The 21,694-nt window shown below is 73.1% G+C and carries 18 protein-coding genes and 1 riboswitch; of the genes, 8 read left to right on the plus strand and 10 right to left on the minus strand.

All coding sequences use genetic code 11. The annotated features are described in order from the left end of the window. Positions 1 to 3: 3 nt before the first annotated feature. On the minus strand, positions 4 to 234 hold the full coding sequence (thiS, locus tag HCC61_RS18005; RefSeq protein WP_169136516.1) for a sulfur carrier protein ThiS: 231 nt from the start codon (positions 232 to 234) through the stop codon (positions 4 to 6). A gap of 14 nt (positions 235 to 248) precedes the next feature. Beyond that, the gene (locus HCC61_RS18010) at positions 249 to 1,670 is read right to left on the minus strand and encodes a glycine oxidase ThiO (RefSeq protein WP_169136517.1); all 1,422 of its coding nucleotides are present in this window, start codon (positions 1,668 to 1,670) and stop codon (positions 249 to 251) included. Further along, positions 1,668 to 1,778: riboswitch (TPP riboswitch) on the minus strand. It overlaps the preceding gene by 3 nt. A 237-nt stretch (positions 1,779 to 2,015) precedes the next feature. Here HCC61_RS18010 and HCC61_RS18015 point away from each other — a divergent pair. The 5 genes from HCC61_RS18015 to HCC61_RS30795 all read left to right on the plus strand — a co-directional run bounded on the left by HCC61_RS18015 (position 2,016) and on the right by HCC61_RS30795 (position 7,213). Continuing rightward, a complete protein-coding gene (locus HCC61_RS18015; protein WP_206322685.1) occupies positions 2,016 to 3,209 on the plus strand; it encodes an FAD-dependent oxidoreductase in 1,194 nt (397 codons plus the stop codon). Between the two features lie 125 nt (positions 3,210 to 3,334). Next, complete coding sequence (locus HCC61_RS18020) at positions 3,335 to 3,700, plus strand: Rv2175c family DNA-binding protein (RefSeq protein WP_169136519.1); 366 nt, start codon at positions 3,335 to 3,337, stop codon at positions 3,698 to 3,700. Positions 3,701 to 3,922: 222 nt separating this feature from the next. Beyond that, positions 3,923 to 4,612, plus strand: a complete 690-nt coding sequence (thiE, locus tag HCC61_RS18025) for a thiamine phosphate synthase (RefSeq protein ID WP_169136520.1) — start codon at positions 3,923 to 3,925, stop codon at positions 4,610 to 4,612. 165 nt (positions 4,613 to 4,777) lie between these two features. Beyond that, the gene (gene metF / locus HCC61_RS18030) at positions 4,778 to 5,695 is read left to right on the plus strand and encodes a methylenetetrahydrofolate reductase [NAD(P)H] (RefSeq protein ID WP_169136521.1); all 918 of its coding nucleotides are present in this window, start codon (positions 4,778 to 4,780) and stop codon (positions 5,693 to 5,695) included. A gap of 39 nt (positions 5,696 to 5,734) precedes the next feature. After that, positions 5,735 to 7,213, plus strand: a complete 1,479-nt coding sequence (locus HCC61_RS30795) for a hypothetical protein (protein WP_240969089.1) — start codon at positions 5,735 to 5,737, stop codon at positions 7,211 to 7,213. Between the two features lie 65 nt (positions 7,214 to 7,278). Here HCC61_RS30795 and HCC61_RS18040 read toward each other — a convergent pair whose 3' ends face one another. From HCC61_RS18040 to HCC61_RS18055, 4 genes are all read right to left on the minus strand, one after another. Further along, a complete protein-coding gene (locus HCC61_RS18040) occupies positions 7,279 to 8,853 on the minus strand; it encodes an NAD(P)/FAD-dependent oxidoreductase (protein ID WP_169136522.1) in 1,575 nt (524 codons plus the stop codon). A 436-nt stretch (positions 8,854 to 9,289) separates the two neighbouring features. Next, on the minus strand, positions 9,290 to 9,895 hold the full coding sequence (locus tag HCC61_RS18045) for a TetR/AcrR family transcriptional regulator (protein ID WP_346777263.1): 606 nt from the start codon (positions 9,893 to 9,895) through the stop codon (positions 9,290 to 9,292). Then, entirely contained in the window at positions 9,892 to 11,973 is a 2,082-nt protein-coding gene (locus tag HCC61_RS18050; RefSeq protein WP_169136525.1) for a YhgE/Pip domain-containing protein, read from the minus strand. Before HCC61_RS18050 ends, HCC61_RS18045 begins: the two co-directional genes overlap by 4 nt. Continuing rightward, on the minus strand, positions 11,945 to 12,730 hold the full coding sequence (locus HCC61_RS18055) for an ATP-binding cassette domain-containing protein (protein ID WP_346777279.1): 786 nt from the start codon (positions 12,728 to 12,730) through the stop codon (positions 11,945 to 11,947). Before HCC61_RS18055 ends, HCC61_RS18050 begins: the two co-directional genes overlap by 29 nt. 497 nt (positions 12,731 to 13,227) lie before the next feature. Here HCC61_RS18055 and HCC61_RS18060 point away from each other — a divergent pair, with 497 nt between their 5' ends. From HCC61_RS18060 to HCC61_RS18070, 3 genes are all read left to right on the plus strand, one after another. Then, on the plus strand, positions 13,228 to 13,779 hold the full coding sequence (locus HCC61_RS18060; protein ID WP_169136976.1) for an SAV_6107 family HEPN domain-containing protein: 552 nt from the start codon (positions 13,228 to 13,230) through the stop codon (positions 13,777 to 13,779). Positions 13,780 to 13,888: 109 nt separating this feature from the next. Continuing rightward, complete coding sequence (locus HCC61_RS18065) at positions 13,889 to 14,650, plus strand: methyltransferase (protein ID WP_169136529.1); 762 nt, start codon at positions 13,889 to 13,891, stop codon at positions 14,648 to 14,650. Positions 14,651 to 14,958: 308 nt separating this feature from the next. Then, positions 14,959 to 15,387 (plus strand): DUF3040 domain-containing protein, encoded by a 429-nt coding sequence (locus HCC61_RS18070; RefSeq protein ID WP_169136531.1) that lies wholly within the window; start codon positions 14,959 to 14,961, stop codon positions 15,385 to 15,387. A gap of 285 nt (positions 15,388 to 15,672) precedes the next feature. Here the strand turns inward: HCC61_RS18070 and HCC61_RS18075 are convergent, their stop codons facing one another. From HCC61_RS18075 to HCC61_RS18090, 4 genes are all read right to left on the minus strand, one after another. Beyond that, complete coding sequence (locus HCC61_RS18075; RefSeq protein WP_169136533.1) at positions 15,673 to 18,075, minus strand: DUF3488 and transglutaminase-like domain-containing protein; 2,403 nt, start codon at positions 18,073 to 18,075, stop codon at positions 15,673 to 15,675. Continuing rightward, positions 18,075 to 19,547, minus strand: a complete 1,473-nt coding sequence (locus HCC61_RS18080) for a DUF58 domain-containing protein (RefSeq protein ID WP_240969106.1) — start codon at positions 19,545 to 19,547, stop codon at positions 18,075 to 18,077. The genes HCC61_RS18075 and HCC61_RS18080 overlap by 1 nt, the downstream gene beginning before the upstream one ends. Positions 19,548 to 19,747: 200 nt before the next feature. Continuing rightward, positions 19,748 to 20,779, minus strand: a complete 1,032-nt coding sequence (locus tag HCC61_RS18085) for a MoxR family ATPase (protein WP_169136535.1) — start codon at positions 20,777 to 20,779, stop codon at positions 19,748 to 19,750. 87 nt (positions 20,780 to 20,866) lie between these two features. Further along, positions 20,867 to 21,448 (minus strand): carbonic anhydrase, encoded by a 582-nt coding sequence (locus HCC61_RS18090; RefSeq protein ID WP_169136537.1) that lies wholly within the window; start codon positions 21,446 to 21,448, stop codon positions 20,867 to 20,869. Positions 21,449 to 21,694: the final 246 nt, after the last annotated feature.

Consider the following 21,694-nt stretch of genomic DNA (forward strand, 5'->3'; position numbering starts at 1 on the left):
TGTTCAGCCTCCTTGGACTGCGGTCAGTACCTCGATGCGGTCGCCCTCGGCCAGCCGCAGCCGGGGCCACTCACCACGCGGTACGACCGCCTCGTTGACGGCCGCCGCGACACCGGAGGGCGCGGACGTGAGCTGCGAGACGAGCTGGTCGAGGGTGGAGTCCGAAGGGACGTCGCGAGCGGTCCCGTTCACGAAGACGGTGACGGTCGCGGCATCCGGGCTGACTGTCGTCATGCTGAACGCTCCTGTCATTCGCTCAGGGAGAGGGCACGGGCCGTCGCCGGTGCGGCGGCGCCTTCGAACCGTCCGGGTGTGAACGGGCGTACCGGCTCGGGGAGTTCGCCGCCCGCCAGCAGCTCTCCCATGGCGTCGCCGGTGACGGGCGTCAGCAGCACGCCGTTCCGGTGGTGCCCGGTGGCCAGATGAAGGTCCGCGAGCGCCGTGGGCCCGAGCAGCGGCGCGTTGTCGGGCGAGGCCGGGCGAAGTCCCGCGGAGGTCTCGGTGAGGGGCAGTTCGGTGACGCCCGGGGTGAGTTCGTGGGCGTCGCGGAGCAGTTCGTAGACGCCTCCGGCCGTGACCGTGGTGTCCCAGCCCATCTCCTCGCTCGTCGCGCCGATCACCAGCTCGCCGTTGGCGCGCGGCACCAGATAGAGGTGCCCGCCGCGCACGATCGCCCGGACCGTACGGGAGAGGAAGGGGCCGTGCGGTCCGGACGCGGGCGGCATGCGCAGCCGCAGCACCTGGCCCTTCACCGGCCGTACGGGCGGCAGGAGTTCGCGTGGTACGCCCGCCATGCGGGAAGCCCACGAGCCCGTCGCCAGCACGGTCTGCCCGGCCTCCACGGCGGTGCCGTCGTCGAGCACGACACCGGCCGCGCGAGCACCGGCCGTACGCGCACCGGCCGTACGCGCACGGGCCGCGCGCGCACCGGCCCGGCCGGTGACCGGCCCGGCCGCGCCCGGACCCTCCGCCCCGGCGCCCGTGACGCTGAGGCGTACCGCGGAGGCCCGCCGGAAGGTGACGCCCGCGTGCTCGCAGGCCAGCAGCAGCGCGGTCGCGAGCCGCCGGGGATCGGCCTGGTGGTCGCCGTCGACCCGGAGTCCGCCGCGTACGGACGGGGAGAGCATCGGCTCCAGACGACGGCACTCCCGGCCCGTCAGCCATTGGGAGTCGAGGCCGCAACGGCGTTGCAGGGCGTGCAGTTCGCGCAGGTGCGCCCGGTCGTCGGCGTCGAGCGCGACGGCGAGCGTGCCGCACGGGCGGTAGCCGATCTCCTGCCCGCTCGCGTCCTCCAGTTCCGCGGCGAAGCCGGGATAGCGGGCGGAGGAGGCGAGGTTGAGCGCGAGCAGCGCCTCCTCGCCGTAGTGGAGCTCCGTGACGGCCGCGAGCATTCCGGCCGCCACGCGTGCGGCGCCGCCGCCCGGTTCGGGATCGACGACGGTGGTGCGCAGTCCGCGCTGGGCCGCCCGCCACGCGGTGACGAGGCCGATGACGCCGCCGCCGACGACGGCCACGTCGGGGCGGGGGGTGCCGGATCCCGTCCGTACGGCGGCAGTTGGCGATGTGACGGGCGGACCGGCCGTATCGGGTGTATCGGCCGTACCGTGCGCGGCCGTTGTGCCGACCGCGGCCGTCGTGCCGGCTGCTCCGGCTGTGCTGCTGCGACGCATGAGAACGCTGCTTCTCCCTTCGCCGGAATGACCCGGATCAGGTTCGTACGGTCGGAGGCCGCAAGCCTCCCTCTCAGTCCGGTGCGCCGGACTCCCGCGAATGCCGTGTGGTGCTGTGCGTGCCTGCCAGCGTACTGCGCCGCGTCGGCCCTGTGACGGGCGACGGCGTCGGCGGCCGTTCCGTCGCCGGACCGAACTCCCGCCCGAACCCCCGGCCCGAGCCCCTGACCCGAAGCCCGGTCCCGCGAACTCCCGTCGGCCGTACGGCGGGTGCGCTCGGCGCCCTAGGATGATCGTGTGGGCGACAGTCGTAGCGAACAGCGGGTCGTTGTCGTGGGTGCGGGCATGGCCGGTGTGCAGACGGCCGTGCACCTTCGTGAGCAGGGATGGCCGGGCGGGATCCGGCTGATCGGCAGCGAGCCCCATCAGCCGTACGACCGGCCGCCGTTGTCCAAGGCGGTGCTGCTCGGCAAGAGCGAGGACGCCGCCTTCGACGTGGACTTCGGCTCCCTCGGCGTCGACTTGGAGCTCGGCCGCGACGTGACGGGCCTGCGCACCGCGGAACGCATGCTGGAGACCGGCGCGGGCCCGGTCGCCTACGACCACCTCGTCATCGCCACGGGCGCGGAGCCCGTGCGGCTGCCCGGCAGCGAGGGCGTGCCCGGGGTCCATCTGCTGCGCACGCTGGACGACGTGGCCAGGCTGCGTCCCGTGCTGGCCGCGCAGGGCGAGGTCGTGGTCGTGGGCGCGGGCTGGATCGGCGCGGAGTTCACCACAGCGGCGCGGGAGTCGGGCTGCGGCGTCACCGTCGTGGAGGCCGCGGACCAGCCGCTGCCGGGGGTGCTTCCCGCGGAGGTCGCGGAGCACATGCGCGACTGGTACGAGCAGAGCGGCGCACGGCTGCGCACGGGCGTCTCGGTGCGCTCGGTGGAGCGCGGCGGGGTGCTGCTCGCCGACGGCACCCGGCTGGCCGCGGACGCCGTCGTCGTGGGCATCGGCTCGCGGCCCGCCACGGGCTGGCTGTCGGGCTCGGGCATCGAGCTGGGTCCGTACGGCGAAGTCCTCGCCGACGACGGGCTGCACGCGTCGGCCCCGCATGTGTACGCGCTGGGGGACTGCGCCTCCTTCCCCTCCGCCCGCTACGGCGAGCGGCTGCTGGTGCACCACTGGGACAACGCGCTCCAGGGGAGCCGCGTGGTGGCCGCCAACATCGGTGCCGAGACGCTGCCCGACGGCGAGGCGGAGCGCGCGGTCTACGACCCGGTGCCCTACTTCTGGTCCGAGCAGTTCGGCCGCTTCATCCAGTACGCCGGGCACCACGGCGCGGGCGACGAGATGGTACGGCGCGGCGACCCGGGCGAGGCCGCCTGGTCCGTGTGCTGGCTGCGCGACGGTGTCCTGACGGCGCTGCTCGCGGTCGGCCGCCCGCGCGATCTCGCGCAGGGCAGGAGGCTCATCGAGCGCCGTACGCCGGTCGATCCGGGACGGGTGGCCGACGCGGAGGTCCCGTTGAAGAAGGCGGTCCGCGAGTCCCCGTGAAGCCTGGGAGCCCTGTGAAGCCCGGGAGCCCCGTGAAGTCTGGGAGCCCCGTGAGGGGTGACCGTCGGGGACTGGTGGCGGCAGCACAGTAGTGACTGTCACACCGGGATGGCACGCTTGTGAGCGTGACAGAGATTGATGCAAAGACCGATGCTCTCGTCCCTGCCTGGCTCACCCTCCCCGACGTCGCCGGGAAGCTCGACATCCCGGTGACTCGCGCCCGCCAGCTGGTCAAGGAGGGCCAGCTGATCGCGGTCCGCAGAGGGGAGGAGCGCACCTTGCAGGTCCCGGCGGACTTCATCGGCTCGGGCCGCATCGTCAAGGGCCTGGTCGGCACGATCACGCTCCTCAAGGACGACGGCTTCAGCGACGAGGAGATGCTGGAGTGGCTCTTCACGGAGGACGAGAGCCTGCCGGGCACCCCGGCCCAGGCCCTGCGTGAGAACCGCGGCACGGAGGTGAAGCGGCGGGCACAGGCACTCGCCGTGTGATTTCGGGCACACATCCGGAACGCCCGGGTCCGCAGGATTCCGGGCGCGCACCGCCCGCTGCCCCTGGTCCCCGCCCGCCGGCAGGTGCCGTACGCATCGCGCATCCACCGCCGGGCGGGGCCGCACCTCGCACACGCACACATCCACGGGCGTACGGGCCCGCGCAGCGCGCGCCGCTGCGTACGGCCCGTACGCCCTCGTCCGGGGGGGGACAGATCCCTGATGAGCGCCACCGACGCCCGCCGTCTGCTCGCCGGCGCCCGGCTGTATCTGTGCACCGACGCCCGCAAGGAGCAGGGCGATCTGCCGGAGTTCCTCGACGCCGTGCTGCGCGGCGGCGTCGACATCGTCCAGCTGCGGGACAAGGGCATGGAGGCCGCCGAGGAGCTGGAGCACCTCTCGGTCTTCGCCGACGCCTGCCGCCGCCACGGCAGGCTGCTCGCCGTCAACGACCGTGCGGACGTCGCGCACGCCTGCGGCTCCGACGTGCTCCACCTCGGCCAGGGCGACCTGCCCGTGCCCGCGGCCCGTGCCGTACTGGGCGACGACGTCCTGATCGGGCGGTCCACGCACTCCGAGGCGGAGGCCGACGCGGCGACGGCCGAGCCCGGCGTCGACTACTTCTGCACCGGGCCCTGCTGGCCGACCCCGACGAAGCCGGGCCGCCACGCGCCGGGCCTGGACCTGGTGAGACACACGGCGTCGCGGAAGCCGGCGCGCCCCTGGTTCGCCATCGGCGGGATCGACGACTCCAACCTGGACCAGGTGCTGGACGCCGGAGCGAGACGTGTCGTGGTGGTGCGGGTGCTGACCGGCGCGGACGATCCGGAGGCCGCGGCGGCGGGGCTGGCCCGGCGGCTGCGGGAGCGTGCCGCGCACGACGAGGACGGCGCCGCGGACGGGCGCCCCTGAGACACCGTCGTACGCGGACCGGCCCGCTTCCGGGCCGCCCGTGACTCCCCCGTGTACGCAGCGTGTCCGCCGCGGAAAAGACCGCGCGGACAAGGCCGGACGGATCGGACGTAAGCGCCCTTCACGTCCCGTCGCCCTCTAGCCAAGGCCGATAGCCTTGCAGGCATGGCCATCGGTATCTCAGCTACCAGGACAGAAAGCACGGCGACCGTGCGTGACCTCCTCGCGACAGGGCAGCGCTCGTACTCCTTCGAGTTCTTCGCCCCGAAGACCGAGAAGGGCGAGCGCTCGCTGTGGAACGCCCTGCGGCGGATCGAAGCCGTCTCACCCACCTTCGTCTCGGTGACCTACGGAGCAGGAGGCTCCTCGCGCGAGGGGACCGTACGCAACACCGAGCGCATCGCCAACGAGACCACCCTGACCCCGGTCGCGCACCTGACCGCGGTCAACCACTCCAGGGCGGAACTGCGCAACGTCATCGGTCAGTACGCGGACGCGGGCATCAAGAACGTCCTCGCGATCCGCGGCGACCCTCCCGGAGACCCGACGGGCGAGTGGGTCAGGCACCCCGAGGGCCTCGGCTACGCGTCCGAACTCGTCGAGCTGGTCAAGGAGTCGGGCGACTTCTGCGTGGGCGTCGCGGCCTTCCCCGAGATGCATCCGCGCTCGGACGACTGGGACACCGACGTACGCCACTTCGTGAACAAGTGCCGTGCGGGGGCGGACTACGCGATCACGCAGATGTTCTTCCGGCCCGAGGACTATCTGCGGATGCGGGACAGCGTCCAGGCGGCCGGTTGCGAGACGCCGATCATCCCGGAGATCATCCCGGTCACCAACGTGAAGCAGATCGAGACGTTCGCCCAGCTCAGCAATGCGACGATTCCGGACGAACTGGCCGACCGGCTCCGGGCGGTCGAGGACGATCCGGCGGCGGTACGCTCGGTCGGAATCGAGTACGCGACGGAGATGTGTGCGACGCTGATGGCCGAGGATGTCCCCGGACTTCACTTCATTACGCTCAACAACTCCACGGCAACGTTGGAAATCCATCAGAATCTTGGACTCCAGAACCGACCCTGAGCCGAAGTAGCCGGCCGAGGCAGTGAGAAGGGGGCGCACATGGGCTGGACAGTCCTCTACATCGCGTTCGGCATCGTCGCGCTGTGGCTGTTGGGCGAAGTGCTGCTTCAGTACAAGGCGCGGCTGCGCTGGCGCGTGCTTGCCTTCACCGGCTTCCTGTGCGTTGTGGCGGGGGCGCTGATCCCCTCCGTTCCCGTGATCGGGGTGGGCATCGCCGCCTTCGCCACAGGGCAGACATTCGTGACCCTCTCCTACCGGAGGGGCTTCGTGGCGGGCTGGGCACTCACAGGAGTGCCCGGCGTCAGCCGCCGGCGCGACGAGCCCGAGCCGGAGCCCGAGTTCGACGCGGGGCCGCAGTTCGACGCGATGGACGCCCCCGAGCCCGTGCCGGCGCTTGCGGGCGGGTACGGCTCGGATCCCTTCCAGCAGGGCGGCCGCGAACCGGGCGGGAACGGCTACGACACCGCCGCCTTCCCGGCCCTCGACTCCATGAGCGCCCCGAGCGGATTCAACGGCCCGAACGGCTATGACACCGGCGGTCTCGCCACCGTCGACGCCATGGGCTCCCCGAACGGCAACCGGTACGAAGGCAATCGGTACGACGGCAACCGCTACGAAGGCAACCGCTACGACGGCCCGGGTGGCGGCAACGGCTACGAGACGGCGGCCTTCTCGGGCATGGACGCCTTCGCAGGCTCCGGACCCGGCCCCGGGGCGGGACTCGGCGCCGGAGCGGGCCCGGGCCCGGGCGGCTTCGACGGGACGCAGGCGTTCAGCCCGTTCAGCCCCGAGACCGAGGGCTATCAGACCGGCTCCTTCGCCGCGGGCGGCGGCTACGGACCGCAGGACACCGGCCAGCAGCAGGTCCCCGTCTACCAGCCGGGACCGCTGCCGGACGAGACCGGCGAGTACGGGTTCTCCGGCTACGGCGGCTACAGCGGTTACAGCGGCTACGACGGCGGCCTCGGCTCCCCGGGCGCCGGCCAGCAGCCCGGGATATACACCGACGGGCTCGGCCAGCAGCCGCAGTACGCCGCGTTCTCCGACCCGTACTCCGGCTTCGACGTCAACGGCGCCGCACCCGGCGCCCCTTCGTATGACGCCTACGGCGGCTACGACACCTACGGCGGCTACGGCGGCGGCTACAACGGCTTCGGCGACCAGCAGGGCTACGGCCCGCAGCAGTCCCCGTACGGCATCTCCGACACCTTCGGCGGCGGGAGCGGTCTCGGAGCGAACGGCGCGGGCGCCGACGCCTACGGCTCCATGTACGGCAACGGCGAGTCGTACGCCGACGGCCAGTCCTACTTCCCGCAGGCGCCCACCGGAGGCGCGGGCGCCTGGGTGCCGCAGCAGCGCGACCCGAACGAGCAGATGCAGCAGGAGCCTTACCCGTACCAGAACGGCGATCCGTACGGATACGGCACGCAGGGCAACGGGTACGGCGGCAACGGGTACGGCGGCAACGGTTACGGCGCCGGCAATGGATACGGCGCCGGCAACGGCTACTACTACTGACCGCCGCTGCCACTGACCGCGCACGGGCCCGGGGACAGGCGAACGCCGGTGGGAGCGGCGGCAGTTCAGCGGGAGCCGCGCCAGTCGTCGCCCTCCACGATCAGTCCGGCCGCCAGCGCGCCGGACATTCCCGCGTGTGCCGCGCCACCGCCCGGGTGCGCCCAGCCGCCGACGCGGTAAAGCCCTTTGATCTCCGCCCCGTTGGGCGCTCGTACGTCCACGGCGTCGTGCGCGGGGCGGCCCGCGCCGGTGCGCCCGCGCACGGGCCCGCGGGGCCCGGCGAGCGCCGGTGCCGGTACGAGGCCTCCGGGGGCGCCCGTGGCGGCCTCCACGTCGCGGGGCGTACGCACCTCGCGCCACAGCACGCGTGCACCCAGTTCCAGCCCGGCGGCGTCGGCCGCGGCCGTCAACTCGTCGGCGAGGCGCGGCTCTTGCCCGCGGCGGGCCCCCTCGTCCTCCCCGCGGACGTCCGCCGGGGCGACGGGGACCGACAGCACCGCGGTCTCGTGCTCCGCGTCCGGGACCAGTGAGGGATCGTCAGGGCGCAGCACCGTGACGGGCGGCACCCCGGAGCCCGGACGGTGCACGACGGTGCGGTGCACCGTACCCGCGGGTCTCGCGCCGCGCAGCGCGAGCAGCACGGTGAGACGCGACATGCCGGGCGAGTCCGCGCCCGTACCGGCGCCGTCTCCCGCGGCCTTCCCGGCTTCGTCTCCCGCGGCCTTCCCGGCCTCGCCTTCCGCACCCGTACCGGCCTCGCAGCCGGGCACTCCGGGGGCGCCCGACACCACGGCGTCCGCGGCGACTTCGGGCTCCCCGGCCGTCCGCACACCGACGGCCCTGCCGCCGCGCAGCACCACGCCCCGCACCTCGCAGCCGAAGCGGAATTCGACCTTGCGCTCCGTGCAGCGCGCGTACAGGGCGTCGGCGAGTGCCCGCATCCCGCCCAGCACGTACCAGCTGCCGAAGGTGTGCTCCATGTACGCGAGCACGGCCGCGCCGGCCGGAGCGGCCTCCGGGTCCAGCCCGTACGAGAGCGCGCAGGCGGCCGGGATCAACTCGGCGCGGGGGTCGCGCAGTTCGTCCCGTGCGGCCTCGGCGAGCGTGGGCGCACGGCGGCGCAGCAGGCCCTTTCCGCGTACCGCGGGATAGGGGTCGCGGGCCAGCGCCTCCCGCAGGGCCGTGACGCCGTCCGCGGTCAGCGGCTCCTCGAGCAGCGGGCGCCGGGTGACGTCCCAGACCGTACGGGCACGGGCCAGCATGTCCGTCCAGCGCTCGCCGGTGCCCGCGCCGAGCGCGGCGTCGAGCGCGGCGACGACCCCCGCACGGGAGCCGGACGGGAGCGAGACGGCGGTGCCGTCGGGGAAGACGTGGCGGACCGCAGGGTCCAGCCGTACGAGCTCGACGCTGTCCTCCAGCGTCCGCCGGCCGGTCTTGACGAAAAGGTCGCGGTAGACGGCCGGGAGGTGCAGAATTCCGGGGCCGGTGTCGAAGCGGAAGCCGTCCCTCTCGTAGTGCCGTACCCCGCCGCCGTAGGTCTCCGCGCGTTCGTACACCGTCACCTGGTGCCCGGCCGCGGCGAGCCGCGCGGACGCCGCCATGGCGCCGAGCCCGGCGCCGATCACCGCAATTCGTGCCATGACGAGGGACCTTAGCCGGGGCACGGGGCCGTCTCCGCGGCGGGCGGTCCGGGGGCCGGCCGACGGCGGGGGACCGGACCGGGGACCGGGAGAACGGGGGCCGGGAGACCGGGCGTTCCGCGTGCGCGCCCGCACCTCCCCGACGCCGGAAGCGCGGGTCTGAGCGTTACGTCCCGGGCACGGGCGCGCACGGCTGAGTACGGCTACCTAGCCCGCCGGTTGAGTAGCACAGCGGATGGGCGGCGGCCCCCGCTGACGGCAGAGTGATGCACGTGGCAAGGGAGCACGGCTCCGGCACCGCCGACACGGGGCGGCGGAACGGGCCGGCTCCCTTGCAAGGGGGACGCGGGGGCACGGGGCCCCGCGTCCGTGACGGGGGACGGGGGATACGGGGGAAGGCGTGCGCAGTCCCAGGACCGGGTGGTCACAGACCGCACTACCGGGGCTGCGCACACCCCCCGACTCGTCCTTGCAGCAGCAGGGAGAGCGCGCCGTGCACGTCGTCCAGCGACCGCTCCGGCTGGAACGCCTTCCAGTCCAGGGCCGCCACCAGCACCATTCCCACCAGCGCGGCGGCCGTGAGCGTGATGTCGATGTCCCCGCTCAGCTCGCCCTCCTTCACGCCGGCCCGCAGCTGCTCCTCGACGACCGCGACGGCGTCCTTGCGGACGATCAACAGCGTGGAGTTCCAGGCCCTGTTGGTGCGCCACAGCTCCGCGACGTAGAGCCTGGTGAAGGCCGGGTAGCGGTCGATGAAGACGAGCCCGGCCCGCACCATCGCGTCCAGCGCGTCGACCCGCCCGCCGCCAGCCGCCACCGTGGAGCTGGCGGCCTCGCGCAGATCCGTCGTCAGCAACTCCACGCCGTGGCGCAGCAGTTCCTCGAACAGCTCGCTCTTGCTCGCGAAGTTGTAGTAGACGGTGCCCTTGGCGACTCCGGCGTGCTCCGCGATCTCCTCCACCGTCGTCGCGGAGAAGCCCTGTTCGGCGATGAGCCCGACCGCCGCCCGGAACAGCTTCTCGCGGGTGGGGACGCGGCTCACAGCGCGATCTCCGGGTGCAGCCGGTCCACGGTCCACACCCGCCTGCGGCGGGCGGTGACCGCCGTGAGCGCCAGCGCCCCCGCGGTGAAGGCGAGCAGCACCAGACAGGCCCGCCACACGGGCCACACGTCGCCGCCGGTGATGAGGTGGCGCAGCCCGTCCACGACGTAACTCATCGGCAGGAACGGGTGTACGGCGTTGAAGAACCCGGGACTCGTCTGTATCGGATACGTGCCTCCCGCCGACGTGAGCTGAAGCATCAGCATCGCCAGCACCAGCACACGTCCCGCCGGACCGAACCGGGCGCCGAGGAACTGCACGATCGCCGTGAAGCACGACGTCACCAGCAGCAGGAAGCCCACCGTGCCCGCGCCGCGGGCGAGTTGCAGCCCCAGTCCCCAGTGCAGCACGCTCAGCAGCGCCGCGGCCTGAGCCGCCCCTATCGCGGCGACGGGCAGCCATCCGGCGAGCGTGATGCGGGCGGCCGGGGCGCCCGCCGCCAGTGCGCGTCTGTTGAGCGGTTGCAGCAGCATGTACGCGATCATCGCACCGACCCAGAGCGCGAGCGGGATGAAGTACGGCGCGAAACCCGTGCCGTAGTTGGGCGCCTCGTGCGCGCTGGAGGAGGCGAGGCCGACCGGGTCGGACATCACGTCCGCACGGTCGCCGCGCTCCTGCTTCCCGTAGTCGGGGATCTTCTTCACGCCGTCGTGCAGCCCGCCCGACAGCTGCGACGAGCCGTCGGCGAGCTTGTACATCCCGCCGTCGAGCGCACCGGCGCCCTTGCCGAGCTTGCCGACGCCCGCGTCGAGACTCGCGGCGCCGCTCTCGGCGCTCGCCAGCCCGCCGTTGAGCCTGCCCGCTCCGTCATGGACCTTGTGCGCACCGTCGTTGAGCGCGTGGACCTGCGCGACGGCCTTGTCGAGGTCCTGGCCGAGGTGCGGTGCGCGGTCGGCGAGCGCGTTCGCGTAACGGCGCAGCTCGTCCAGGCGCTCGCCGAGCCGGGTCAGGCCGCCCTGCTTCTTCACGACGTCGTTCACGTCCTTCGCGACGTCGGCTGCGGTCTCGGCGGCGTCCACGGCCTTCTTCAACTGCGGGCAGGAGGTGTCCAGTTCGAGCGGTCCTTCGCAGCGCGCCCGGTAGAGAGCACGGAGGGTGCGGGCCGCCTTGCGTGAGTCGGTCTCCGCCTTCTGCGCCGCCGCGGGCAGCTCGTGGAGGTTCTCCTTGAGCGTCTTGCTCGCACGGGCCACGTCACGGGCGGCGGTGCCGATCTCGTCCTCGTGCCCGTCGAGGAACGGCCCCAGTTTGGCCGCCGCCTTGTCGACCTTGTCGGTCAGCTTCTGCGTACCGTCGGCGACTTGCTTCGACCCCTTCTCCAACTTGCCCGCGCCGGCGTGCAGTCGAGAGGTGCCGTCCTTGAGCCTGCCGCTGCCGTGCCCGGCCTCTCCCAGCCCGTCCTTCAGCTCCCCGGTGCCCTTCTTGGCCCGCCCGATGCCGTCGCCGAGCTCGTCGGCGCCGTCCGCGGCCTTCGCGGTGCGGTCGTGGAGGGTGGAGAAGGAGACGAAGATGCGGTCGTAGAAGCCGCGCGAGGCCTTGCTGGAGGCGGCGGCCCGCACCTCGGAGAAGACGGTGCGCGACATCTGCCCGACGACGTAGTTGTTGGCGTCGTTCGTACGCACCTTCAGCGCCCCGGTGCGCGGATCGTCGCCCGAACTGGACGCGATGCGCTTGCTGAAGTCGGCCGGCACCGTCAGCGACAGGTAGTAGCGCCCGTCCTCGACGCCCTTGCGGGCGTCGGCCGCGTCCGTCTCGTGCCAGTCGAAGGTGCCGCTGTCGCGCAGTCCCTCGGCGACCGAGTCGCCGGCCGCGATCTGCTTGCCGTCCGCGTGCGCTCCCGCGTCCTCGTTGACGAGGGCTACGGGGACCTTGTCGAGCCGCCCGTACGGATTCCAGAACGACCACAGGTACAGGGCGCCGTAGAGCAGCGGCAGCAGCAGCATCGCCACCATCGCCGCACGCGGCAGCCTGCCCCTCCCGAACCGCTTCAGCTCAAGCGCGGCCAGTCTCGGCGAGCGCATCGCCGGCCTCCTCGTTGCTCGTTCCGTCCAAGTCGTCGCCCGCGCCGCCCAACCGCCGCGGCCCGGCGGGCTGTTGATCTCCCCGGCTCGTCCCCGTACGTACGACCACCGCGTCCGCCGGCGCCTCGCTGCACACGGCCAGCACGGTCACTCCGGACGCCGCGACGGAACGCAGCAGCGACCACGCCTGCTCGCGGTCGCGCTCCGAAAGCTTGAAGTCCACGTCGTCGGCTGCCAGCAGGCGCGGCCCGCCGAGCAGCGCGAGCGCGACGGACAGCCGCAGGGCCTCCAGCCGTTCCAGGTCCCGAACGCGGGTACGCGGCCCCTTCGGCAGCTCGTCGAGATCGAGTCCCGCGGCGGCCAGCGCCGAGGTCACGCGGGCCCGCGCGGCGGCGGTCCGCTCACGGCGGGGCCGCAGAAGAGCACGCAGGGAACCGCCGAACCGCCTTTGCAGCAGCACCCGTTCGCGCAGATGCTCGGCGACGGACAGCGACGGCTCCAGATCCGTGACGCCCGGCACGGCAGCGAGGGCACTGATCCGGCGCACCGCGGCGAGCTGTGCGGGCAGCCGCCTTCCGCCCACCAGGGCGTGCCCCGCGGTCGCCTTCATCCGGCCCGTGAGCGTGAGCAGCAGACACGTACGGCCCGAACCGGACGGACCCTCCACGGCTATGATCGAGCCGGGTCGCGCGTCGAAGGTGATGCCCGCGAAGACCCGGCCGCGCGGTCCGTCGAGCCCGAACTCCCCGGCGGACACGGCGACTCCGGCCTCCGCGCCGGCCGAGCCCGCAGCGCCGGAGGTGTCGGTAGTGCCGGCGGTGTCGGGGGTCCCCGCCGCGTCGGCAGCGCCCGCAGCGCCCGCCTGGTCCTCGTGGCCGTCCCGGCTCTCCGGCCGCTCCGTGCCCTCGTCCCCGTCCGGGCGTCCGCTGTCGCCGCGGGAGTCGTGTGCCGCGTCGTCCACGGAGCTGCCCCCTTCCAATTGCACTGACTGGTCAGTTCAAAAGTATGCCGTACGGCGCTGAGGGAACCCGAGGCGGCCCCCGGTAAGGCTCGCGAGACCACGTCCACTCACCGCCCGTCGGTGCGTTTGCGCAGGTCGGAGCGGATTGTCAGTGGGGTGCCTCACGATGTGTGCATACGCCGGTTCATTCGGAAGTCGGAAGAAGTCGGAAGACGGACAGGAGGTCGGTTCCCGTGCAGCGATCCTCTCGGGGAGCACCCCCGCAATCCCCGCCGGCGCACGACGTCCATCCCGTGCTGCGCCGCTCGGCGGCCCCACCCGCCGCACTCGACCTGCTCGCCCAGGCCCAGCACGGGCTGGACGAGGCGGCGGCCATGGAGACGGCCAACGAGCGGTTCGCCGCCGCCCATCTCGCCGCGCTGCGCACCGCCGCCGCCGTGCTCGCCGTGCGCGGGCGCCCCGAGAGCAGCGAGCGGCGCAGGCGGGCCATACGCAGCGCGTGGGAGGTGCTCCCGGAGGCCGCACCCGAACTGCTGGACTGGAGCGTGCTGTTCGCCTCCGGCGCCCGGAAGCGCGCCCGTGCGGAGGCGGGCATCCAGGGCGCCGCCACCTGGCGCGAGGCCGACGACCTCGTGCGTGACACCGGGCTGTTCCTGCGGCTCGTCGAGCGGATGCTGGTCTCCCAGCCGGCGCTGCCACAGCCGCTGGCCGCGTCCGATGACGAGCCGCCGCCGCGCCCCGCCCCGGAGGCCCCCGCCCCGCAGACCACGTCCGCCACGCGTTCCGCGACCCGGATACGTCCGCCCCGCGCGCAGCAGGACCACCGGCGCCCGCGCGCGGGGTGAGCGCTCGTGGGCGAGGGGCCCGGCACCCTCCGGTGATCGCGGGAAACGCCTTGGCGGCGGAGGCAATAGGGTGGGGCCTGCACGCCCCTGAGCCGCCGAGGAGCACGTCATGGCCCGCCCCAGCGCATCCCGCCGTACAGCCGTGGTCTGGGAGGTACTGCGAGGCGCCCTCGACCAGCGGGTCAAGACCGACGGCAAGGAAGCACTCGACGTGCTCGACACCGGGGGCGGCACGGGCAACTTGGCAGTGCCCGTCGCGGAGTTGGGCCACCGCGTCACCGTCGTCGACCCGAGTCCCAACGCCCTGTTCGGACTTGAGCGCAGGGCCGCCGAGGCCGGTGTCGAGGACCGGATCCGCGGTGTGCAGGGCGACGCACACGGCCTCTTCGAGGTCGTGGAGCGCGGCGGCTTCGACGTGGTGCTCTGCCACGGCGTCCTGGAGTACGTGGACGATCCGGCCGAGGGCCTGGGCAACGTCGTCGCGGCGCTGCGCCCCGAAGGCGGCACCCTAAGCCTCCTCGCCGCGGGCATCGGCGGTGCCGTGCTCGGGCGTGCCCTCGCGGGCCACTTCACCGAGGCCCGCCAGGCACTGACCGGACCGGACGGCCGCTGGGGCGAGAGCGACCCGATGCCCCGGCGCTTCACCGTCGAGCAGCTGACCGGCCTCGTCGACGCCACGGGCCTGGACGTCACGGCCGTGCACGGCGTGCGCGTCTTCGCCGATCTCGTCCCCGGCGCCCTCGTGGACACGGAGCCCGACGCGGAGGAGGCCCTCGTGAGGCTGGAGTCCGCCGCCTCCGAACTCCCCGCGTTCCAGGCGGTCGCGAGCCGGCTGCATGTCCTGGCCGAGGCGCGGTACCACGACCGGTGATAGCGGCCGGGCAGCCGGCCCGGCCGGGTCGCCCGGGTCCAGCCGGGCAGAAGTGACCGATCAGTACCACAGTGGTCCGTACCTCACCCGATCAGCTGTTGACCGCCGTATGATCGAGGCACACCGTTCGGCATGGCGGGAAGGCGGTGCGGGAATGCACGGATTGAACGGTCCCGCGCCAACGTCCGTCATCTCGGTCCTGGTGGGAGGTAATGGCGCAGAGGGGCGGGTTTCACGGGGGCGATTCCCTGCCTATCCTTGGATGGTCGCACCCGGTCGCCCCCGCGACCGACGAGTAGGAGGACTCCGTGCCGCTCTCTGAGCACGAGCAGCGCATGCTCGAGCAGATGGAGCGAGCGCTGTACGCCGAAGACCCCAAGTTCGCGACAGCGCTCGAGGGAAGTGAGCTGCGCAGGTACACCCGCAGGCGGGTCTACCAGGCGGTCGCAGGCTTTCTGGTGGGCATCACCCTGCTCATGGCCGGAATGGTCGCGAAGCAGATCTGGATCAGCGTCGTGGGTTTCCTCGTCATGCTCGGGTGTGCCGTCCTCGCGGTCACCGGCTGGCGCAAGGCGCCCAAGAAGGGCGAGCAGCAGCAGGGGCAGGGGAGCGGACAGCAGAGCGGCGGCGGAAGCGGTTCGGCGCCCACGCGCCGCCAGCCACGCTCCCGTTCCCGCCGGTCGATGATGAACCGCATCGAGGAGCGGTGGCAGCGCCGCCGCGACGAAGGCCGCTAGCACAGACCCCCGCCACCGTCGGCACAGGCGCCGTCACCGGCGCGGCGTCCCCCTCCGCAGACGATCCCCAGCGAGACCCCTGACCTCCTCGGAAGCCTCCTACCGAGACATCACCGTGGGGCTGTCCTCCGGACTTCCGGAAGACAGCCCCTCAGTCGTGCCGGGCCCCATGCCATGCCTGGCCCACAGCCATGCCTGGCCCGCGGTCGTGCCGGGGCCGTGACACGGGCGGCCCGTGGCCCGCGCGGCAGCGCGCCACCGGGCACCCGCCGCCGCGCGGTACGGCTACTTCGCGAAGCGGACCCGCAGCGACCGCAGCCACCGGTCGCGGACCGCCGTCGCGCCCCGTGCCGCCGTCCACATCACCCGTACGGACGAGGGCGGCAGCAGCAGTGCGCGGATCCGCAGGCTGCGCGGTGCGGCCTCCCGCAGTGCGGCCCGTACCAGCAGCACGTCGGCCCGCACGCCGGTGCCCGGCCGCGGATGCGGTGCGTACAGCACCTGCTCCACCTCCAGCGCCACCCGGAACGCCGCCTCGGCCGCGTCCTGCCCGAGATCGCCGATGCGCACGATGCGTTCGGCGGTCTTACGCGGCGTCGCCGACTCGTCGGGCACCACGCCGTAGTCCCAGCCGCTGTCGACCAGTTCGCGCCACGCGTCCAGCACCGCGCGGCCCGGGTCGTCTCCCGGCGCGCGTGCGGCGGCCCGCATGCCGAGCCGTCTCGCTCTCGTACGTACGCGCCACAGCATCGGGAGCATCAGCAGTCCCAGTCCGAGCAGTGACGCGGCGGTCACCGCCGTGACCGTGCCCGTGCCGGACCCGCCGTCGCCGCCTCCGCCGCCCTGGGAGGGCGCCGACTGACCGCACTGCGGGTCGAGCCGCTTCGCGTCGGCGCCGCAGTTCTCGGAATCGGAGGGGCCGGGCGTGGGCCGGGCGCTCTGTCCGCGGTCCGGAAGCTGCTCCGCCGGGTTCTCGTCGGGATCCGGTGTGTTCGGCTGGGCGTACGGCGGCGGGGTGCCGCGCGTCGGCGTCGGCTCGAACCTCGTCCAGCCGACGCCCTCGAAGTACAGCTCCGGCCAGGCGTGCGCGTCCTTCAGGCCCACGTTCATCCGCCCGTCGGCCGCGGCGGTGCCGGGAGTGAACCCGACCGCCACCCGCGCCGGAATGTCCAGCGTGCGGGCCATGGCCGCCATCGTGAAGGCGAAGTGGACGCAGAAACCCTCTTTCTGCTCAAGGAAGTTGGCGATCGCGGCGGAGCCGCTGCCGGCCCGTACCCGGGTGTCGTAGGTGAAGCCGCCGTCGGAGGCGAACCAGTCCTGGAGGCGCACCGCACGCTGGTAGTCGTTCCCCGCGCCGCGCGTGACCGACCGTGCCGTGCGTCCCACCACCGACGGCAGCGACTTCGGCACCTTCGTGTACTCGTCCTTGACGGCCTGCGGCGGCTCGGGTGCCTTGCGGAGCTGACGGGCCGTCGGCTCCACGAGCAGGCTCTCCACCTGCCAGTGCACACCCCGCGTGGTCTGCCCGCGGTCGCCGACGAGGGTGCGGCCCTCCGGCTCGAAGCGCCAGCGCCCGGCCAGTTCCACGCGGTCGGCCGGATAGGGCATCGGCAGCCAGTTCTGCGCGTACCAGTCGGCGGCCACGACGTTGCTGCGCACCCTCTGCGTCCGTACGTCCGGCGACAGCCCCGGCGGCCTCGGCAGCGGATCCGGGACGGCGTCTATGCGGCGCTCCGACGGCTTCCACGAGGCGCCGTCGAACCGGTCCAGGGCGACGATCCGCAGATAAAGCTCCTGCGTGCTGCGGGTGTTGGTGGTGTAGCTCAGGGCGGTGCGGTCCTCGGCCTGGTTGAGGCTGTCCTGGAGGGCGACGAGCGGGTTGACCGCGGAGACCGTGCCGCCGTTCCGGCCGACGCCGGCGCCGCCGTTGCGTGTCGCGTCCAGCAGCCCGCCGCCCAGCGACGGCAGCAGCGCGGGCACGACCAGGGCGAGTCCGAGCGTGAGCGCGCCGATCCGGCGTCCCGTACGCACGGGCGCCGTCGCGGGCCCTTCAACACCGCCGGGCTGGTACGAGGGAGCACCGGGCCGTCCGCGGTCCGTGAACACCCGGCCCCACTGCGAGAGCCGTTCACGGCCCTCCGCGAGCAGGAGCAGCAGATAGCCGCCGGCCGCGCACAGGAACCACGGCCAGCCGGCGCCGTCGCGGGCCAGCCCGGCCGCCACCGAGTAGAGCGCGAGCAGCGGGAGTCCGGCGGGTGCGGCGCTGCGGAACGTCACCGCCAGCGCGTCGACCAGCAGACCGATCAGGACGACGCCGCCCACGAGCATGAGCCTTATGCCGTCTGTCACCGGTGCCGGTATGGCGTACCGGCCGACGTCGTGGCCGCCCTGTGCGAGCAGCTGCCCGAACTCCGCGAACGCGCCCGGGCCGGGCAGCACCCCGCCGATCGCGTCGTCCCGTACGAAGAAGACCGTCAGCAGCAGCAGCGACACCAGTGCCTGCACCGCGGGCGTCAGGGCGCGGGCGAGCGGCACCCGGCGTGCCAGCGCACCCACCAGCGACTGCAAGGAGAGCAGCAGCGCGGCCTGGAGGATCCATGTGGCCGGGTCCACGAGCGGCAGCAGGGCGAACGCCGCGGCCAGCGTCGCCAGCGTCGCGCACAGCGCCAGCCGTCCCCGTCCGCTCATCACTGCGGCCCCCTCACGGTCACCTCGTCGGCCTGCTGCCACAGCTCCGGCATGGCGCGTCCCGGGCCGCCGTCGAGCGCGGTCCAGCCCGCTTCGCGCAGTACGCGCAGCGATTCCTCGCCCTGTGCGTCCGGGGCGTCCGGGGCGTCCGGGGCTTCGGCGGTGCGGGTGCCGTCAGCGGTCTCCGTCGCGGTCCCCGGCGGTGCGGGCGCCGTGGCGGTCGCCTGCGCCCCGTGCGCCGATCCGGGCCCGGGGCCCGCGGGCCCGCCCGCTGCGGTCATGCCCGCGCCTTCGACCATGAACTCGCCGCCCCGGTAAGGGTCCTGCTGCCCGTCGCCCCCTACCGAGGCACCGCCGGACACGGAGCGGAAGGCCACCGCCTTGTTCGTGCGCTGCCGCATCCGCGCCACGGTGACCGCCTGCTCCTCGTCGAGCTCGCCCAGGAACGCGACCAGTAGCCCCTCCTGGCCGCCCAGGGCTCCGCGCAGCATGTCGTACGCGTACGACATCCCCTCCTGCTCGGAGTGTTCGAGCAGCGCGAGGGTGTCCAGCAGCAGCCCGGCGGTGTCCGACGGGTCGCCGGCGAAGCCGATGCTCTCCGGTCCGGGGACCATCGTGCCCGTGTCCGTCAACAGCCTTACGGCGTAACCCCGTTCCAGCAGATGCACGCAGACCGACGCGGCGGCCGAGACCGCCCACTCGAAGGGCGAGTCCGGGCCCGAACCGGCATACGCGCTCCGGCGCGTGTCGAGAAGCACCGTGCAGCGCGCCTTCTGCGGCTGCTCCTCACGCCGCACCATCAACTCGCCGTAGCGGGCCGTGGAACGCCAGTGGACGCGGCGGACGTCGTCGCCGTGCCGGTAGCCGCGCGGGATCACGTCGTCCTCGCCGGCCAGCGCGAGCGAGCGGTGCCGCCCGTCGCCGTAGCCGGTGGCGTCGCCGGTGAGCCGCGCGGCCGGCAGCGGGACGGTGCGCGGCACGACCGTGAGCGTGTCGTACGTGCTGAAGGAGCGCGTGAGTTCGCACATCCCGAACGGGTCGGTCAGCCGCAGCTGGAGCGGCCCCAGCGGGAAGCTGCCGCGCATGTCGGAACGGACCCGGTACGACACCTCGCGCCGCCCGCCCGGCTCGACCCGGTCCAGCACGAAGCGGGGACGCGGCCCCAGCACGTACGGAACGCGGTCCTCCAGCATCAGCAGCCCCGTCGGCAGCCGCGAGACGTTGTCGACGCGCAGATGCACCCGCGCCTCCGAGCGCACCGTGACCCGCGCCGGGGAGAGCCTGCGGGAGCCGGCGACCCGGTAGCGCGTCCGGTACAGCACCAGCACGCACACCAGCGGCAGGGCCGCGAGCAGCATCCCGACGCGCAGCAGATCGGCCTGCCCCAGCACGTAGGCGCAGACCGCCGCGGCCATTCCGGCCGCCAGGAACGAACGGCCACGGGTCGTCAGGCCGCTCAGCGCCGTGCGCAGCGGACCGCGCCGCTTGCCGCCGTCCTCCGGGCCCTCTCCGTACGCGCCACCGCCCGCGCCAACGCCCGCGCCGCCGACGGCACTTCGGCCCGGCGCGCCGTCGCCACGGCCGTCGGCTCCGGGCACCGTGCTGCGCACGGGCCCCGCGTCCCGGACCGGGCGGCCCGCGGGCCCCGCGCCCGGCGAGGGACTCCCGGACATCAGTAACCCCGCGGCTGCTGCTGCCCGTAACCGTCCGGGTGGGACGAGACGCCCGCGCCACCCGGAGCCGCCGTCGGCACGGGCACGCGCTGGAGGATCTCCTCGACCACCTGCTCGGCGGTGCGCCTGCTCAACTGCGCCTGCGACGTGGGCAGAAGCCGGTGCGCCAGCACGGGCACCGCCAGCGACTGCACGTCGTCCGGGAGCACGTAGTCGCGCCCGGCCAGCGCCGCGCTCGCCCGCGCCGCACGCAGCAGATGCAGCGTCGCGCGCGGGGAGGCGCCCAGCCGCAGCTCCGGGTGCGAACGCGTCGCGGCGACCAGCTCCACCGCGTAACGCCGCACCGGGTCCGCGACATGGACGCCGCGCACCGCGTCGATCAGCTTGCTGATGTCGTGCGCGTGCGCCACCGGCCGCAGGTCCTCCAGCGGCGACGCCCCGCCGTGCACGTCGATCATCTCCAGCTCGGCCGCCGCGCTCGGATAGCCGATGGAGACGCGCACCATGAAGCGGTCCCGCTGCGCCTCGGGCAGCGGGTAGGTGCCTTCCATCTCGACCGGGTTCTGGGTCGCCACGACCATGAACGGCGACGGCAGTTCGTAGGTCTGCCCGTCGATCGTCACGTGACGCTCCTCCATGGACTCCAGCAGCGCCGACTGGGTCTTGGGGGAGGCGCGGTTGATCTCGTCGCCGATCACGATCTGCGCGAAGACCGCCCCCGGCTTGAACTCGAAGTCCTGCCGCTGCTGGTCGTAGACGCTCACGCCGGTGATGTCCGACGGCAGCAGGTCCGGCGTGAACTGGATGCGCCGCACCGAGCAGTCCACGGATCTGGCGAGGGCCTTGGCCAGCATCGTCTTGCCCACGCCGGGCACGTCCTCGATCAGGAGGTGTCCCTCGGCGAGCAGTACGGTCAGCGACAGCCGCACGACCTCGGGCTTGCCCTCGATCACCGACTCCATCGAGCGGCGCACCCGATCCGCCGTACTGCTCAGATCGCTGAGGTCTGCTCGCTGGTCAAAGGTCGTCACCCGGCCCTCCTCGGCCCGTCCCCGTCTTCCGCTGCTGCTCTCATCTGCTGCCTGCACACGCATTCTTCACGCCCACGCGTCCTCGCGTCATGGATCCGGGGTGATCTCCGGATCGATCTCCCGGAGCAGTCCCGTCTTCACGTCGAAGACAAAACCACGCACGTCGTCCGTGTGCAGGAGGAAGGGAGAAGTACGCACACGTTCCATGGACTGGCGCACGTCCTGGTCCAGGTCCGGGAACGCCTCGACCGCCCAGGACGGCCGCTGCCCGACCTCCAGTTCCAGTTCGTGCCGGAAGTTCTCGGTGATGTTGAGCATGCCGCATCCCGTGTGGTGGATGAGCACCACGGAACGCGTGCCGAGGGCGCGCTGGCTGATCGTCAGGGACCGGATGATGTCGTCGGTCACGACACCGCCGGCGTTCCGGATCGTGTGGCAGTCGCCGAGTTCGAGGCCGAGGGCCTTGTGCAGGTCGATACGGGCGTCCATGCACGAGACGACCGCCACGTTGAGTACGGGACGCGCGTCCATGCCCGGGTCGGTGAAATCGCTCGCGTAGCGCTCGTTGGCTTCGACGAGCCGGTCGGTGACGGTGCCGCCGGCGGGACGCTGCACGTCGCCGGCGTGGGGCTGGGAGAGCGGCTGAGGGTTCCGCTGAGGCGTCGACATGTGACGACGGTAGACCGCGAGACCGGACACGGCGCCCATCGGGGGAGGATCAATCGGGCTTCACGCAGGTTCTGTGAGCCGCTCCACAGGCGTCCATGACCCCGGGTCAACGCGGCTCGGCGCTGGTTGACCGAAGGGACGAGTGGACTAAAGTGGCGCGAAGTGGGAGGCGGGACGCTTCCCGGGGTCCGTTTCTCCCGAGTGCGCAGGCGCGTACGTGCGGCTCGGCCTCCTCCCGCTCATGGC

Origin of the sequence: Streptomyces sp. HNM0575, from assembly GCF_012726265.1 — a bacterium.
In the GTDB taxonomy this organism is placed as follows: Bacteria; Actinomycetota; Actinomycetes; order Streptomycetales; family Streptomycetaceae; genus Streptomyces.

What these genes read in the sequence shown, in the direction of transcription:
- HCC61_RS18040 (WP_169136522.1), bottom strand. Translation starts at nt 8,853, where the DNA reads ATGGCACGAATTGCGGTGATCGGCGCCGGGCTCGGCGCCATGGCGGCG.
- HCC61_RS18010 (WP_169136517.1), bottom strand. Translation starts at nt 1,670, where the DNA reads ATGCGTCGCAGCAGCACAGCCGGAGCAGCCGGCACGACGGCCGCGGTC.
- HCC61_RS18090 (WP_169136537.1), bottom strand. Translation starts at nt 21,448, where the DNA reads ATGTCGACGCCTCAGCGGAACCCTCAGCCGCTCTCCCAGCCCCACGCC.
- thiE (WP_169136520.1), top strand. Translation starts at nt 3,923, where the DNA reads ATGAGCGCCACCGACGCCCGCCGTCTGCTCGCCGGCGCCCGGCTGTAT.
- HCC61_RS18050 (WP_169136525.1), bottom strand. Translation starts at nt 11,973, where the DNA reads ATGCGCTCGCCGAGACTGGCCGCGCTTGAGCTGAAGCGGTTCGGGAGG.
- metF (WP_169136521.1), top strand. Translation starts at nt 4,778, where the DNA reads ATGGCCATCGGTATCTCAGCTACCAGGACAGAAAGCACGGCGACCGTG.
- HCC61_RS18075 (WP_169136533.1), bottom strand. Translation starts at nt 18,075, where the DNA reads ATGAGCGGACGGGGACGGCTGGCGCTGTGCGCGACGCTGGCGACGCTG.
- thiS (WP_169136516.1), bottom strand. Translation starts at nt 234, where the DNA reads ATGACGACAGTCAGCCCGGATGCCGCGACCGTCACCGTCTTCGTGAAC.
- HCC61_RS30795 (WP_240969089.1), top strand. Translation starts at nt 5,735, where the DNA reads ATGGGCTGGACAGTCCTCTACATCGCGTTCGGCATCGTCGCGCTGTGG.
- HCC61_RS18065 (WP_169136529.1), top strand. Translation starts at nt 13,889, where the DNA reads ATGGCCCGCCCCAGCGCATCCCGCCGTACAGCCGTGGTCTGGGAGGTA.
- HCC61_RS18015 (WP_206322685.1), top strand. Translation starts at nt 2,016, where the DNA reads ATGGCCGGTGTGCAGACGGCCGTGCACCTTCGTGAGCAGGGATGGCCG.